Origin of the sequence: Zobellella denitrificans, from assembly GCF_002407485.1 — a bacterium.
Taxonomy (GTDB): Bacteria; Pseudomonadota; Gammaproteobacteria; order Enterobacterales; family Aeromonadaceae; genus Oceanimonas; species Oceanimonas denitrificans.
The window spans coordinates 1,495,209-1,509,363 of sequence record NZ_CP012621.1 but is presented as its reverse complement, the minus strand read 5'-3'; the positions used below and the strand labels follow the sequence as shown (position 1 = coordinate 1,509,363).

At 63.2% G+C, this 14,155-nt stretch carries 24 protein-coding genes and 1 other RNA gene; 24 read left to right on the top strand and 1 reads right to left on the bottom strand.

What is annotated here, in order from left to right; translation table 11 throughout:
• The first annotated feature begins 1 nt into the window (after position 1).
• From AN401_RS07215 to AN401_RS07110, 23 genes are all read left to right on the top strand, one after another.
• A complete protein-coding gene (locus AN401_RS07215) occupies positions 2-235 on the top strand; it encodes a hypothetical protein (protein WP_096778928.1) in 234 nt (77 codons plus the stop codon).
• Entirely contained in the window at positions 235-1,212 is a 978-nt protein-coding gene (locus tag AN401_RS19960; RefSeq protein ID WP_198401831.1) for a hypothetical protein, read from the top strand. The genes AN401_RS07215 and AN401_RS19960 overlap by 1 nt, the downstream gene beginning before the upstream one ends.
• Positions 1,213-1,214: 2 nt before the next feature.
• On the top strand, positions 1,215-2,984 hold the full coding sequence (locus tag AN401_RS07205) for a DDE-type integrase/transposase/recombinase (protein ID WP_096778927.1): 1,770 nt from the start codon (positions 1,215-1,217) through the stop codon (positions 2,982-2,984).
• Positions 2,984-4,150, top strand: coding sequence for an AAA family ATPase (locus tag AN401_RS07200; protein ID WP_096778926.1), 1,167 nt, complete (start codon positions 2,984-2,986; stop codon positions 4,148-4,150). The genes AN401_RS07205 and AN401_RS07200 overlap by 1 nt, the downstream gene beginning before the upstream one ends.
• 2 nt (positions 4,151-4,152) lie before the next feature.
• The gene (locus tag AN401_RS07195; protein ID WP_096778925.1) at positions 4,153-4,389 is read left to right on the top strand and encodes a hypothetical protein; all 237 of its coding nucleotides are present in this window, start codon (positions 4,153-4,155) and stop codon (positions 4,387-4,389) included.
• Between the two features lie 2 nt (positions 4,390-4,391).
• The gene (locus tag AN401_RS07190) at positions 4,392-4,586 is read left to right on the top strand and encodes a hypothetical protein (protein WP_096778924.1); all 195 of its coding nucleotides are present in this window, start codon (positions 4,392-4,394) and stop codon (positions 4,584-4,586) included.
• Complete coding sequence (locus AN401_RS07185; RefSeq protein ID WP_096778923.1) at positions 4,567-5,190, top strand: DUF3164 family protein; 624 nt, start codon at positions 4,567-4,569, stop codon at positions 5,188-5,190. The genes AN401_RS07190 and AN401_RS07185 overlap by 20 nt, the downstream gene beginning before the upstream one ends.
• Before the next feature lie 9 nt (positions 5,191-5,199).
• The gene (locus AN401_RS07180; RefSeq protein WP_096778922.1) at positions 5,200-5,457 is read left to right on the top strand and encodes a hypothetical protein; all 258 of its coding nucleotides are present in this window, start codon (positions 5,200-5,202) and stop codon (positions 5,455-5,457) included.
• Positions 5,454-5,663, top strand: coding sequence for an ANR family transcriptional regulator (locus AN401_RS07175; RefSeq protein ID WP_096778921.1), 210 nt, complete (start codon positions 5,454-5,456; stop codon positions 5,661-5,663). The genes AN401_RS07180 and AN401_RS07175 overlap by 4 nt, the downstream gene beginning before the upstream one ends.
• Complete coding sequence (locus AN401_RS07170; RefSeq protein ID WP_096778920.1) at positions 5,663-5,881, top strand: hypothetical protein; 219 nt, start codon at positions 5,663-5,665, stop codon at positions 5,879-5,881. Before AN401_RS07175 ends, AN401_RS07170 begins: the two co-directional genes overlap by 1 nt.
• Positions 5,882-5,944, top strand: an RNA gene (locus AN401_RS07165) — hammerhead ribozyme type II.
• Positions 5,945-5,977: 33 nt separating this feature from the next.
• On the top strand, positions 5,978-6,217 hold the full coding sequence (locus AN401_RS07160) for a hypothetical protein (protein ID WP_096778919.1): 240 nt from the start codon (positions 5,978-5,980) through the stop codon (positions 6,215-6,217).
• Positions 6,214-6,381 carry a hypothetical protein gene (locus tag AN401_RS19700; RefSeq protein WP_157772171.1) on the top strand — a complete coding sequence of 56 codons (168 nt, stop codon included), beginning with the start codon at positions 6,214-6,216 and terminating at the stop codon, positions 6,379-6,381. The genes AN401_RS07160 and AN401_RS19700 overlap by 4 nt, the downstream gene beginning before the upstream one ends.
• Entirely contained in the window at positions 6,378-6,707 is a 330-nt protein-coding gene (locus tag AN401_RS07155; RefSeq protein WP_096778918.1) for a hypothetical protein, read from the top strand. The genes AN401_RS19700 and AN401_RS07155 overlap by 4 nt, the downstream gene beginning before the upstream one ends.
• A complete protein-coding gene (locus AN401_RS07150) occupies positions 6,704-6,937 on the top strand; it encodes a hypothetical protein (protein WP_096778917.1) in 234 nt (77 codons plus the stop codon). The genes AN401_RS07155 and AN401_RS07150 overlap by 4 nt, the downstream gene beginning before the upstream one ends.
• On the top strand, positions 6,934-7,551 hold the full coding sequence (locus AN401_RS07145) for an HNH endonuclease signature motif containing protein (protein ID WP_096778916.1): 618 nt from the start codon (positions 6,934-6,936) through the stop codon (positions 7,549-7,551). Before AN401_RS07150 ends, AN401_RS07145 begins: the two co-directional genes overlap by 4 nt.
• A complete protein-coding gene (locus AN401_RS07140; protein ID WP_096778915.1) occupies positions 7,548-8,237 on the top strand; it encodes a DUF2786 domain-containing protein in 690 nt (229 codons plus the stop codon). Before AN401_RS07145 ends, AN401_RS07140 begins: the two co-directional genes overlap by 4 nt.
• Positions 8,234-8,431, top strand: coding sequence for a hypothetical protein (locus AN401_RS07135; RefSeq protein WP_096778914.1), 198 nt, complete (start codon positions 8,234-8,236; stop codon positions 8,429-8,431). The genes AN401_RS07140 and AN401_RS07135 overlap by 4 nt, the downstream gene beginning before the upstream one ends.
• Before the next feature lies 1 nt (position 8,432).
• Positions 8,433-9,179: a hypothetical protein gene (locus AN401_RS07130; protein ID WP_096778913.1), complete on the top strand. Its 747-nt coding sequence runs from the start codon at positions 8,433-8,435 to the stop codon at positions 9,177-9,179.
• Positions 9,176-9,613, top strand: a complete 438-nt coding sequence (locus AN401_RS07125) for a DUF4406 domain-containing protein (protein WP_096778912.1) — start codon at positions 9,176-9,178, stop codon at positions 9,611-9,613. The genes AN401_RS07130 and AN401_RS07125 overlap by 4 nt, the downstream gene beginning before the upstream one ends.
• Positions 9,610-10,182, top strand: coding sequence for a gp16 family protein (locus AN401_RS07120; RefSeq protein ID WP_157772169.1), 573 nt, complete (start codon positions 9,610-9,612; stop codon positions 10,180-10,182). The genes AN401_RS07125 and AN401_RS07120 overlap by 4 nt, the downstream gene beginning before the upstream one ends.
• 9 nt (positions 10,183-10,191) lie before the next feature.
• Entirely contained in the window at positions 10,192-10,539 is a 348-nt protein-coding gene (locus AN401_RS07115; protein ID WP_198401830.1) for a Mor transcription activator family protein, read from the top strand.
• 11 nt (positions 10,540-10,550) lie between these two features.
• On the top strand, positions 10,551-10,754 hold the full coding sequence (locus AN401_RS07110; protein ID WP_096778909.1) for a hypothetical protein: 204 nt from the start codon (positions 10,551-10,553) through the stop codon (positions 10,752-10,754).
• Between the two features lie 541 nt (positions 10,755-11,295).
• Here the strand turns inward: AN401_RS07110 and AN401_RS07105 are convergent.
• Entirely contained in the window at positions 11,296-12,453 is a 1,158-nt protein-coding gene (locus AN401_RS07105) for a BCCT family transporter (protein ID WP_096778908.1), read from the bottom strand.
• Between the two features lie 382 nt (positions 12,454-12,835).
• Between AN401_RS07105 and AN401_RS07100 the strand changes: the two genes are divergently transcribed.
• The gene (locus AN401_RS07100; RefSeq protein WP_096778907.1) at positions 12,836-13,900 is read left to right on the top strand and encodes an HAD family hydrolase; all 1,065 of its coding nucleotides are present in this window, start codon (positions 12,836-12,838) and stop codon (positions 13,898-13,900) included.
• Positions 13,901-14,155: the final 255 nt, after the last annotated feature.

The following is a 14,155-nucleotide window of genomic DNA, read 5'->3' as shown; positions in this document are numbered from 1 at the left end:
CATGGACGTCCACACCCGCCGCATCCTCGCGTTTAACTACGCACTCACCTGGCCGGAGGTGCATGAGACCGCGCCGGACACCGAGCTGACCGCCGCCATCTGCGAGTTGGCCACCGGCATCGAGAGCCTGATCCGCAACGGCCTGAGCCTGGCCGAGGCCGCCGACGCGGTGATCGAACACGGCTGCGTGGCGCGCATAGAGCAACTGGTCGAGGAAATTGAAGGAGAAGAGTGATGACCGACGAGAACAACAACAACCCATCCACCGAGTTGGATATCGCCGCCGCCAGGGAATGGGGCGAGCAAGTACAGAACCAAACAGCCGCATTGCAGGCGGCACACAGCGAAGAGCGGGATCTGGTTAACCAACTGCTGGGCCAGGCTCAAATGGCCGAAGCATTTGGCAAATTTTCCCAAACCGTTTGGGCTTCCAAGCTGGCCTATGTCAAGGAAAACAAGCTGTATCGGGCCATTGCCGGCAAGAAAACTCCAAACGGTTTGGAGTTGAGCGGCACATGGATCGAGTTCTGCGGTCTGCTGGGCGTCTCTGACGAGAAAGCCAATCAAGACATTGCCAACCTCCGTGCATTCGGCGAAGAGGCCCTGGAGTCCATGTCCCGCATGGGCATCGGCTACCGCGAAATGCGCCAGTTCCGCCGCCTGCCCGAAGACCATAAAACCGCCCTGCTGGAGGTGGCCAAAACCGGCGACAAAGAGGCGTTTGTCGACCTGGCCGAGGAACTGATCGCCAGGCACACCAAAGAGAAGGAGCAGCTCACCAAGGAGCGCGACGACGCCAAGGCCGACTACGAGGCCCAGGGCGCCCGCCTGGCCAAGGTGAGTGCCGAGCGCGACCAGGCGCAGATGGAAGCGGAGAAAATGCGCAGCCGCATCGCTACCCTGCCCGATGACAAGGTGGGCGAGCAGCTGCGCGCCGAAACCGCCGGCATCTACTCCCAACTGCTGTCGGTGCTGCAAACCCAACTGCGCCCAGCACTCAATGCCCTGCTGGAGCACGCCGAGGCCAGCGGCCTGGATCATCGCACCTATGCCGCCGGCATGATCCGCCAGGTGGAGCAGGATCTGCAGGGCCTGCGTGACGAGCTGGACCTGCCCGACCTGCAGGATGCCGATCTGAGCTGGATGGAGCCCGGCGCCCTGGAAGAGGCCAATGCCCGCGCGGCAGCCCTGGCCGCCGAGCGGGAGGCGTAATCATGAGCGCCGTTATCATCGAGAGACTCGTAGAGGTGGCCAAGGCGGTGCGCTCGGCACCGCACGGTACCAAACAATCGATCTATCAACGGGCCTGCGAGGAGTTGGGCATCTCCATGGCCAGCCTGCACCGCAAGCTCAGCCAGTGCACGCTCAGATCATCCCGCAAGCGCCGGGTGGATGCCGGCCAAACCGGCATCACCCGCGACGAGATGATGCTGTTAAGCGGCGTCATCATGGAGAGCCGCCGCGCCAACGACAAACGGCTGTATAGCCTGCCGGACGCGGTGGAGGCCCTGCGCGCCAACGGCCTGATCCGCGCCGAACGCGTCGACCGCGCCACCGGCGAGTTGGTACCCATGAGCATCAGCGCCATTGCCAGGGCGTTGCGTCAGCACGGCCTACACCCCGAGCAACTGCTGGCCCCCGCGCCCCACGCCGAAATGGCCAGCCTGCACCCCAACCATGTCTGGCAGATAGACGCCTCGCTGTGCGTGCTCTACTACCTCAAGCCCAAGCAGGGCGCGGCCAACGGCCTGCATATCATGGACCGCGACAAGTTCTACAAGAACAAACCGCGCAACCTGGCCAACATCATGGCGGACCGGGTGTGGTCCTACGAGATCACCGACCACGCCAGCGGCTGGATATATGTGGAGTATGTAATGGGCGCCGAGAGTGGCCAAAACCTGTGCTCGGTGCTGATCAACGCCATGCAGGAGCGGGGTGGCGCCGACCTGCTGCACGGCGTGCCGCGCATCCTCTATATGGACCCCGGCAGCGCCAACACCGCCGCCATGACCATCAGCCTGTGCGATCAGCTCGGCATCCGCGTTATCCACCACGCCCCAGGTAACGCCCGCGCCACCGGCCAGGTGGAAAACGCCCGTAACATCATCGAGTGCAAGTTCGAGGTGGGGCTGCGGTTTCGGCCTGTGGCCGATCTGGCCGAGCTCAACGCCCTGGCTGCGACCTGGCGGGCGGTGTTTAACGGCCAGCGGATGCACCGCCGCCATGGCCGCACCCGATCCGAGGTATGGATGACCATCACCGCCGAGCAGTTGATCAAGGCACCATCGGTCGAGGTATGCCGGGAGCTGGCGGTGGCCAGCCCAGAATCCAGGGTGGTCACGGCAAAACTGCGCGTCCCGTTCCGGGGCGACGAGTACGACGTGCGCCATATTCCGGGCGTGATGGTCGGCGAAAAGCTCATGATCACCCGCAACCCCTGGCGCGACGATGCCGCCCAGGTGGTGCTCACCGACGAGGATGGCAACAAAACCTGGCACCAGATCCCACGCCTGCGCAAAAACGAGCTGGGGTTTACCGAGGGCCAGGCGGCGGTGTGGGGCGAGAGCTACGCCCAGCATGCCGACACCGTGGCGCAAAAGGGCAAGGCCGCCATCGAGCAGATCATGACCGGCACCGAAAGCCGCGCCGAGGCCGAGGCCGCCCGCAAGGCCAAGACCATTCCCCTGCAGGGCGAATTTGATCCCTACAAGCCGCTGGCCGATGCCGACCTGCCCGAGTTCCTGCCGCGCCGCGGCACCGAGTTGGAGCTGACCACCCCCCGGGTGCAGGCCCTGCGCCTCAACCATGTGGAGGCCGCCCGCCGGCTGCGCGCCGAACTGGGCGACGACTGGAGCGGCGACCACTACGCCTGGCTGGTGCAGCGCCACCCCGAGGGCGTGGCCGAAGACGACCTGCCCGCCATTGCGGCCACCCTGCGCCGCCAGCCGCCGGCGCCGCTGCGTGCCCTGGGAGGTGAGTGATGGCCCTCAAACTCAAGCGCGTGCTGCACGAACTGTGCGTTACCCAGGCCGACCTGGCCGAGGCGCTGGAAGTCTCCCCGGCCACCGTGGCGCAGATCTGCAACCACGGCAAATGGCCGACCAGCCTGGGGCCGGAGCGGATCAAGCAGTTCATCATCGGGTTTCTGGACGACGCGGGCTGCACCCTGGAGCAAAAGCATGCCGTTTTCGCCCATGAAAAAAGCGCCCTGGCTCACATCCGGGGCGCCGAGACCCACACCGACGAGCAAATCAACGACGAGGATCGACTCATGCTACTACGTAAACACACCCTGACGCCAGACGCCAAAAAGGCGTTCCAGCTGTTCCGCGACCCCTTCGCCGAGGTGCGCAGTGCCGACGAGGTATACCTCACCCCGGACAGCCGCTACGTGCGCGAGAGCCTGCGCGCCATTGCCAAGCACGGCGGATTTGCCGCCATCGTGGGCGAGAGCGGCGCCGGCAAAAGCACCCTGCGCCGCGATCTGATCGAGTGGGCCCACGCCGGACACGAGCCCATTGTGATCATCGAGCCCTATGTGCTGGGCATGGAGGACAACGACAAAAAGGGCAAAACGCTCAAAGCCGGCCACATTGCCGAGGCCATCCTCGCCGCCATTGCCCCGCGCGACACCGTGCGCCAGAGCCCGGACGCCCGATTCCGCCAGGTGCACCACGCCCTGCGCGAGAGCCACCGCGCCGGCAACCGCCATGTGCTGGTGATCGAGGAGGCGCACAGCATCCCCATCCCCACCCTCAAGCACCTCAAGCGTTTTTTCGAACTCGAGGATGGTTTTGCCAAACTGCTCAGCATCGTGCTGATCGGCCAGCCAGAACTGGCCCAAAAATTGGACGAACGTAATCCCACCGTGCGCGAGATAGTCCAACGCTGCGAACTGGTCACCCTGCGCCCGTTGGACGCGCACCTGGAGGGCTACCTGCAGCACCGTTTTACCCTGGCCGGCACCGAGCTGGCCAAGGTGATGGACGCCCCGGCCATCGAGGCCCTGCGCGCCAAGCTCACCGGGCGCGGGGCCTTTTCCGTGCTCTACCCGCTGGCGGTGCACAACGTGCTCACCGCCGCCCTCAACGAGGCCGCGTCGCTCGGCATTCCGCGCCTCTCCGCCGATCTGATCCAGGGAGTATGACCATGACCATCAATCATGCACTGCAAAACCAAGTCCGCAAGGCCAAGCGCTGGCTGGCCAAGCGCGGCGTAACCGTCACCGAAGTGAGGGCCGCACCCAAGCGGGCCATCATCCTGGTAGACCAGCCCTGCCCTGAGTTGCAGGCCGGTGGCCAGGAAATACAGCAAACCATCAACGGCCTGCGCAGCCGCATCTGGGCCGCGCGCCTGTGCGGCTGCGTAGTGGTGTGGGGGGAATGAGCATGGCCAAGTGCACCGTAATGATCGAGATAACGGCGGAGGGCGGTGACCTCTCCCTCAATGTCCGCACCTTCGGCGATGGCGCCGATAGTGCGGCCAACCTGATGGCCGACTACCTCGTCAAGCTCACCAAACATGCCGCCGAGCAAGTCGGCAACGAACTCAAGGAGATGACTCATGCAAAAGCCAAGCACTGATATTCCGGCCGGCTACCGGGAAAACGCCCAGGGCGCCCTGGTGCCAGAGGAGCGCGTGACCGATATCGACAAACTGCGCGATGACCTGGTGCGCGAGCTAGTGACATCGGCCCAGGCCCTGCAGCAACTCATGCGCAAGTTCAAGCTGGATGCCATGAGCGACATCGCCGCGTTTCTGGAGCTGTCGGCGGAAAGGTACGAGGTCAATTTCGGCGGCAAAAAGGGCAACCTCACCCTCACCAGCTACGACGGCCGCTTCAAGGTGCAGCGGGCGGTGGCCGAGCACCTCACCTTCGACGAACGCCTGCAGGTGGCCAAGGAATTGATCGACCGCTGCATTCATCGTTGGGCGGCCGGCTCGGCGGCGGAGATCCGCGCCCTGGTCGAGCACGCCTTCCAGGTAGACAGCGAGGGCAAGATCTCCACCGGCCGGGTGCTGGGGCTACGCCGGCTCGACATCAAGGATGCCGAGTGGCAGCAGGCCATGACCGCCATTGCCGACAGCATTCAGGTTACCGGCAGCAAGGTGTATCTGCGGCTGTACGAGCGGGTGGGTGACGCCGACCAATGGCGGCCTATCGCCCTCGATATGGCAGCGCTGTAGGAGGCCCCCATGAGAGAGCTATACACCCACATTGCCATCGCCGTGTTCTGCATGGCCATCCTGGCCTCGGCCGTGGCCTGGGGCAGCGAGCCGCCGGCCCGGCGCTGCCTGAGCGACGAGCAAATCAACCGCCTGCTGCGTGCCCACCAGCAGGACATGGCCGACGCCTACAACGACGGCATCCGCCAACTCATTACCACCTGCATTCAGCGCGAGGCGGTGCAGGTGGGCGACACCGTGATCACCTGCAGGAGGAGCCAGCCATGATCAGCCAAGCCAAAAAAGCCAAGTATCAGGAGTGCGCCGAGGCCGCCGCCGAACTGGAGCGCCAGCGCTGCTGGGGCACCGCCGCCGAGGCCTGGGAGGAGGCGTTTTACCACGCCACCAGCCCCGTCAACCGCGAGTGGTGCAAGCGCCGGCAGCAGTTCTGCCTGCGCGCCCCGCGTTGGGATCAACACAGGGAGGCCGCGTGATGGATACCAAAGTGGAGGTAACCGTGCGCAGCTACCACGACGGCTACCGCACATCCCGCGTGGAGGGCATGCAGGCAAGCTGCGCCATCGGCCCAGAGGCAGCGGTGCTCAAGCTGGCCCGCAAGCTGTTTACCCACTATCGCGTCGAGTTGCTGGAGTCATATCCCCACGGCACCAACGGCAATATCGTCGGCCGGTGGGAAATCGCGGAAGAGTAAATGCGAAACGCCCCTCGGGGCGTCTGCCCGGCGTGGTGGCCGGGTACTGATGAGCAGCCAAGGGCCCTGGTACTCGTCTCAACTGGAGACAACAACATGCAACCGCTACAACGCATCAAAAATCTCGATCTGCGGCTCTGTAACATATTCAGCAGCGCCGCCATCGCGACCCAGCCCGACGCCAAGCGCCAGGTAATAAAAGAGCTGCGGCTGTTCGCCCGGCTGGCCCGGCGCGGCAACCGCCCCGAGCTGGCCGCCGAGGCCCTGCGCATGGAATACGACCTGGTGGCCGAACTGCACCAGGCCGGCCAGCCCTACCCGGAGGCCACCGCATGAGCCATCAAACCCGCCTGCTGCGCTACGTGATGCAGCAAAACAACTGCAACGAACAGGCCGCCCGCGCCTGGCTGGATCGCAACTGCCCCCGCTGGCAGCACGGCGAGCCGGCGACACCACGGTTTGCAGAGCCCCAGGGCACCCATGAGGAGGATCGGTCATGAGCAGACTGGAGCAAGTCCGCGACTATATGCGGCGCCACAACGGCCAGGTCAGCCGCCGGCAGGCCATGCAGGATCTGGACATGGCCAACAACTACCTGTGCAACTGCCTGGCCAGGCTGCCCGAAGAGGGCGAGCAGTTCTACTGGGACAACGGCAAGGCCGCCATCCTGCAGCGCAAGCCGCTCAAGCCGCGCAAAAAATCCGCCGGCCAGCTCAAGTCCGAGGGCGTGCGCTACCCGCACTCTCCGCTGGATGAGCGCAGCCGCCGCCACTGCGAAGACACCCGCCGCCTGCTCGGGCACCTGCTGTTTGGAGGAGCGGAATGAAAAACAAACCCATAGACCTCAACAACCACCTGTTCGCCGCCCTCGAACGGCTCAACGACGAAGCCCTCGAGGGCGACAAGCTGCGGGACGAAATCGAGCGTAGCCGGGCGGTGGCTGGCGTTGCCAAGCAGATCATCGATCAGCAGCGCAACATCCTCATGGCCGAAAAGCTGCGCACAGAGCGGGCAGACAACCGGCTGCCGGTTATCCTGGGGGGGGACAAAGAATGAACACTAGATTTGACTGGACCCCCGAACATATCGCCTGGGTAAAGGTGCGCCCGCATATTACCCGGCGCCGCCTGTGCCAGATGTTCAACGCCCATTTTGGCACCGACCTCGGCTACTCCGCGTTTAAGAGCGCCTGCACCCGTTATGGGTGCAAGTCCGCCAACGACGGTCGGTTCCAAAAAGGGCAGAACAAACACCCCGGTTCCGGCGCCAAGGGGCCGAACGCCGGCACCTTCCGCGCCGGAAACATGCCGCACAACCACAACCCCATCGGTCATGTGCGTTACAACGACCGCTATATGGAGGTCAAGCTCACCGACACCCGCTGCTCGCGCCGTGACTATCGCCCCGTCCACCTGTTGGTATGGGAGCACTACCACGGCACGGTTCCCAAGGGGCACATCGTCACCTTCAAAAACGGCGACATCTACGATTTTGACATCGACAACCTGGAGCTGATCACCCGCGCAGAGCACGCCGTGCGCTGCAAGTTCGGCTACTACAACACCCCGGTCGAACTGCGCCCGGCCATGGACCTGGTCATCAAGCTCAAAATCGCCGCCAGCCGCCGCGCCAACCCCGACCGCGCCCCGCGCGCAGGAGGTGCGGTATGAACAAACGCATCATGGAAAAGCTTAAAAAGCTGCTGGCACTGGCCAAGTCCAGCAACCCGCACGAGGCTGCCAATGCCATGGCCAAGGCGCAAAAGCTGATGGCCGAGCACCGTATCGACGCCGACACCCTGGCACTCTCCGACATCGACGAATGCCTGGTACGCATGGCCACCGACTCGGCCAAGCCGCCGCAGTGGTCGGTGTGGTTGATATCCTCGATCCGCTCCGCCTTTGGGGTGGAGGCGCGGGTATATCAGGGCCTGATGGACTTTCACATGATGGTGCGTTTCTACGGCCCCGCCGATCGGGTGGAGATTGCCGGCTACTGCCACGACGTGCTGCGCCGGCAACTGGCCCGCGCCCGCAAGGAATACGTGGCCGGGCTCGGCAAGCGCATGAAACCGACCAACAAAACCGCCAGGGCCGACAAGTTCTGCGAGGCGTGGCTGGCCGCCGTGGACAGCAAGCTGCAAAAGCTGGTGCCCACCGAGCGCGAGAAAGAGTTGGTAGCCCTGTACGAACAGCGCAAGTTCAAGCCCGCCGGCACCATTTCGGGGCGGGAGGCTCGCAACGTGCGCGGCGGCGGCCACGACGCCACCACCGCGGGCTATATGGCCGGCAAACAGGCCACCCTCAACCCCGGCATGGGCGGGCAGGAAACCAAAAAGATCGGGGGTGGCCTATGACCCAGCCCCCCTCCATGGCCGCGCTGATCGCCGAGCGCGACCAGCTGCAGGCCGACCTGGCTACCGCCAAAGCGCTCAACGTCGAACTGGTCGACACCCTGCGCAAAATCAACCGCATCGTGCACTACGCCGGCGCCCCCATGGGCGCCATCACCGAGCGCGTGCGCTACCTGGCCGAACTGCTGGAGAAATAAAATGAGCGACGAAAGCTACACCAATGCCGTAATAAAAGAGCGAGAAGAGTTCCGCGCCCATTTATTGGATATCGCCAAGATGACCGGCAATGCCGGCGATATTGGCGCCGCCTGGGAGGGCGTGGCCGCGCTGGTGGAAAAAAACCAGCGGCTGGCACACCTGGCCTCCACCTGTCTGCATCTCGCCTATGGCTGGAATGATCATAACCAGCCGCCCGCGCACGTGGCGGCCAGGCAGTCGGCCGCCGCTATCGGGATCATATCGATCGATGATGCCAACGACTTCATGGAGCGCAATGATGCCGTTGGTCAACTCCGTATTCGCCGGTCACAAGGAGATCCTGTCGGGGCTGTCAGCGGCAGGCAGGAATATCTGCACCCCGACGACGCGGCAGTCGAGCGATTCGCCAGCGCCATGGGCACCAAGCTGGCAGTCTCTCGCGCCAACGGCCGATCTGGCTGGGATGATCCGGAGCAGTGCACCATCGATGACCTCGCCCGCCAGCTCGGCCAGGAGGTCGTCAAGGGCGATCCGGTAGATATCGCCAACCTGGCCATGATGCTGTGGCACCGGTGCGCCAAGCCGCAGCAGGTGTCCGCCAGCCTGGCCGAGGTGCGGGCTCTGGCAATTGAGGATGCCGCCGCAGATTGCGCCAAGGTTAATACGATAACCGGGGAAAAAGTACCAGTGTGGATTGGCATGGATCTGGTTAATTATGCCAACCGCATCCGCAAGGAGGCCAAATGACCAACGCCCGCCGTATCTATATTGCCGGTCCCATCAGCGGGGCCGGCCCCAACGCCCTCGATCGGTTCCACCAGGCAGCCACCCAGTTGGCGGCGCCAGACGTGGTGGTGCTCAACCCGGCCACCCTGCCGCCCGGGCTGCAGGAGCACCAGTACATGGACATCTGCCTCGCCATGCTGCGCACCGCCACCGATCTGGCCCTGTTGGACGCCTGGCACCTCAGCCTCGGCGCCCAGGTGGAATACCACTACGCCCGCAAGCTCGGCCTGCCCATCTGGCGCTACCGCCACCCCGGCGAACTGGTGCCCAAGCACGGCAGCCTGGGCGACCACACCAAAGTGCTCAACTATGGCGGCTCCAGCCCCTCCCAGAGGTCATTCATAGACGGCGGTATTGTGCCTGCAGACGTATTTATATGGGGGAGCGAATCATGAATACACCCGCTAAAGGCCGCACCGAGAAAGACCAACGCACCCGCGAACTGGCCGCCATCCACGCCGCCCGGCGCGACCTGGCGCTGGATGACGAAAGCTACCGCGATCTGCTGTGGAGCATCACCGGCCAGCGCTCCGCCGCCGACCTCAATGCCCGCCAACGGCGGGCCGTGCTCGACCAGATGCGCCGCCTGGGCGCCAAGCAGCGGCCCCGCAAGCGGGTGGCCCAGCACCCGGGCAGGCCGCATAACCTGGATTCCGTGGCCCAGCTGCAGAAGATAGAGGCCCAGTTGGCCGACATGCGGCTGCCCTGGTCCTACGCCGACGCCATCGCCCGCCAGCAGTGCGGCATCGAGCGCGTCGCATGGCTCAAGGAGCCGCAGCACCTGCAGGCCGTGATCGCGGCCCTGCACGTCGAGCAGAAAAAGCGCGGCATGCTGGCACAGCTGCGCGAGATCCTGGCCCGCGACGGCATCACTGAGCAGCAGCTGACCGAGAAGTTCAAGCTCAAAGAGGGGTGGCAACGCCGCCGCGTCACACTGAATCGACTCATCAATCTACTGATGTAAGGGGGGAGCATGTCTAGGGATTCGGTAATGTCACTGCGCCGCCATGAGCTGCTGGAGGACATCCACGCCCAGGTTGCGGCCGTCGCTCAGGATTACGGCATCGGCCCCGACGTCGCCGATCAGCTCGGCTGTGCCATCGCCGATCATATGGCGTCGAACTGGGGCGGCCAGCACGTCACCATCCCCAAGGATCATCACTATCGCATCAGCAGCCGCGACCTGGAGATCTACGAGGAGTTCGACGGAAGGAACCACCACCACTTGGCCCGCAAATACGACCTGTCCGTGCGGGCCATCTACAAGATCGTCAAGCGCGTCCGCGCCAACGGCGACCCCAACCAGCAGCCGCTGTTCTGAGGAGGCACATCATGCGCCATTGGCTATATAAGATGACGATGGACGTGATGGGATCGGCGGTCGATTTTTTGCGGCCGGCCGAGCCCGAGCCGTTCGACGATTCCGGCAACCCGCTCAGCATAGATTGGGACGGTAACGCGCGCCTCAACCTGGATCACCCCGAGGTCCAGGCGGCGATAAAACAGCACATCGATCAGCTCAAAAACCGCCGCTGATTCTCGTTGCTCTATCTGCAACATTGTTGCAAAAGCCCTCCCGATATTTCCCGCATCATCCCGCCTCATCCCTCATTTATCGCGCACACACCCTGTTATTTATCTCACTCCCGATCACCAAGGAGCGTCACTGCCTGAGTTCTGAATTTGCAGATGTGCGCCTTTGCCGGTGGAGCGCAGGCGGCCCGCCTGCTTTCGCGCGCAGCGCGAACCCCTCGGGTTGACCTACCACACCAGGGGATTAAAAAGGCCGGGGCAGAACAGGCATCGCGGGTTACACCGTGCCTTCATCCAGCTCGGTGCCATCTTCATGCGGGCGAGCCGCCCGCACCCCAAGGAGCGTCACTGCCTGAGTTCTGAATTTGCAGATGTGCACCTTTGCCGGTGGAGCGCAGGCGGCCCGCACGTGCCCCAAGGCAGGGCCGATTTCAATCGACCTTTCCCATCACGGCGTCGGGGCTTGGTCGACTGAAGTCGACCTCCTGGCTCCAAACACAAAAAGGGCCGCCACGGCGACCCTTCCTTAACAACTTTCCTATTTTCAGCCGGCCTTGGCGGACACCTTTACTCCTTGCCCCAGGGCGCTGCACTGCTCCCGCCGCTGCCACAGCAGGCCGGCGATCAGGGCGTAGAGGAAGATCACCACTGTGCCCACCCACTCAATCTTGAGCGGGGTGAACTGGAACAGCAGCACCAGGCCGAACATCAGCACCCAGTTGCCCGCCACGTAGGCTGGCAACCCGATCCTGCCCGGTTCCAGGTTCAGGTTGCTGGTGTAGAGGCGGATCAGGGAGTCGAGGGAGTTGATCACGAAGATGACCCCCACCACCACCATCGCCAGCTTGAGCGCGCCGGCGATGGCGATCGCCTCGCTGAAATGCAGGTAGAGCACCGAGAACCAGATGGCGATGGGAATGGAGGGCACCACCAGCATGGCGATGCACAACTGCCAGGCCGGCAGGCCACCGGCGAAGCGGGCCACGAACTGGCCGATCATGATGCTCCAGGAGAACCACCAGAACAGGTAGAAGGCGTGGTAATCGGTGATCGGGGTGACAAATTCATGAATATTGGTGAAATACTCGCCGATGCCGGCCACGGTGCCGCCCAGGCCCGCCAGGCTGGCGCCCGAATTCCACCACATGGTGCCGATCAGCGCCAGGAACAGCCAGGTGGAGGCCACGCTCAGGAACTTGACGTAGCGCACATCCGAGCTGGACCAGACCGCGCACAGCACCACCAGGGCCACCAGGCCGTAGCGCACCGCGGGCGTGATGCCTTCCACATAGTCGGGCAGGTAGCTCAGGAACAGGAAGCCGGTGAAGGCGCAGGTGCCGATAATCACCAGGTTGTTGATAAGCTTGACGAAAGGGATCTCGAACAACTTGAGCCTGGGCTCGATCAGCACGAAGTAGAAGGTGGTCAGGAAGTAGAACATCCACACCAGAAAGCCCCAGAAGCCGAACTCGATGGCGAGCGGATTGGCGAAGCCGTATTCGGGCTCGCTGGCGTACACCGGAAATTCGGTCAGGGGGAACATCACCAGGCCCACGTCCAGGCCCGAGGTAAACAGAATGGCGATAAAGGTGAACAACGAAGTGGGCATTTCACCCTGGCAGCGCAACTTGCCGAAGCGCAGCAGAATAAAGGCCGACGCCGCCAGCGTCAGCATTATGGCAGCAGATAACACCATCTCCATGGATACATTCCTCTTGTATTGGTTCCATCACTCGTAATGTGTCGTGCGTTAGCACCATGACCATCCACCATTCCTTGTTATGGTTGTCGCCTCTCTGGGGAGGCTTGTCGTTCACCTGTTGCCGGTGACTTTTTATTGAACGTTCAATTAATACTAAATGTAAGACGATGCTTCCATCATTGCACCATGGGTGCGACCGAAAAATGCCTGAATGCGACACGGCGCCAAAAAACTTCGTCCCCTAGCCAAAACAGGGCTCGAAAGAGGCTTGTCATAATCAGATAAGCAGGAGTCGTTTGGAGATAAATTTTGTTCTATTTTCGCTCCTAGGCTGTTTTGTCCGGGCCAGCGAGCCCGGCCAACCCACTCGAAGGAGAACCCGATGATAAGGATAAGTCATTGTATTTACGGCGCATTGCTGGCAAGCGCCAGCCTCTTCGCCCAGGCCGAAACCACCCTTAGCCACTGGCCCCAGGACGCCGCCCGCCAGCTCGACGCCATGATCGCCGCCAACGCAAACCAGGGGGCCTACGCGGTGTTCGACATGGACAACACCAGTTATCAGTTTGATATCGAAGAATCCCTGCTGCCCTACCTGGAGATGAAAGGCCTGCTGACCCGGGAGACCATGGACGCATCCCTCAAGCTCATTCCCTTCAAGGACACGGCGGAGCACCAGGAAAGCCTGAACAGTTACTACTACCGCCTGTGCGAGATCGACGACCTGGTGTGCTACCCCTGGGTGGCCCAAATCTTCTCCGGCTTCACCCTGGCCGAGCTCAAGGGCTACGTGGACGAGGTCATGGCCCATGGCGAGCCCATTCCCATCCAGTATTACGACGGCGACCAGGTGGTAGCGGGCCATGTCACGCCGCCGAAGATCTTCGCCGGCATGCAGCAGCTCTACAACCGGCTGCAGGAAAACGGCATCGAGGTGTATGTGATGACGGCGGCCAGCGAGGAAATCGTGCGCATGATCGCAAGCGACCCCAAATACGGCTACAACGTCAAGCCGGAGAACGTTATCGGGGTCAATATGCTGCTGAAAAACCGGGAAAGCGGCGAGCTGACCACTTCCCGCCTGCAGATCAAGGCCGGGGAATACGACCCCGAAGCCAACCTGCCGCTCGAGCTGACTCCCTACCTGATGAACCCCATGACCTGGTACGAAGGCAAGCTCGGCAGCATCATCGGCTGGATCGATCAGTGGCGCAAACCGGTGCTGGTGGCCGGCGACACCTCCGGCTCCGACGGCTACATGCTGCTGAACGCCACCGACGTGGACAAGGGCGGCATCCGGCTGTGGGTGGACCGCAAGGGCAAGTACACCCAGCACATTACCGACTGGGCGAAGGACGCCGCCGCCACCCAGGCCAGACTGGGGCTGCCCGCCGACGCGGACAAGAACTGGATTATCGTTAAACCGGACGATATCCACCAACAGTAAGCCGCCTTCACTCCCCGCTCCCACGCCCGGCGTGGGAGCCCATCACCCCTAGCACGCCATGTAGTTCAGCCAAGCGCAGTGCTAGCTCTGCACAGCCGCTGCTATAGATGCCGCTGTAGGTGCCGCTGTAGGTGCCGCTTTAGCCGGCACAAACCGGCGGAAAGGATGCCAAATTTCCGCATTCCCCGCCGTTTGCAGGTTTTCGCCTCACCTGGGGCGCGGGCGGGCCGCCCGCGCCCCATCACGGCATGGCCC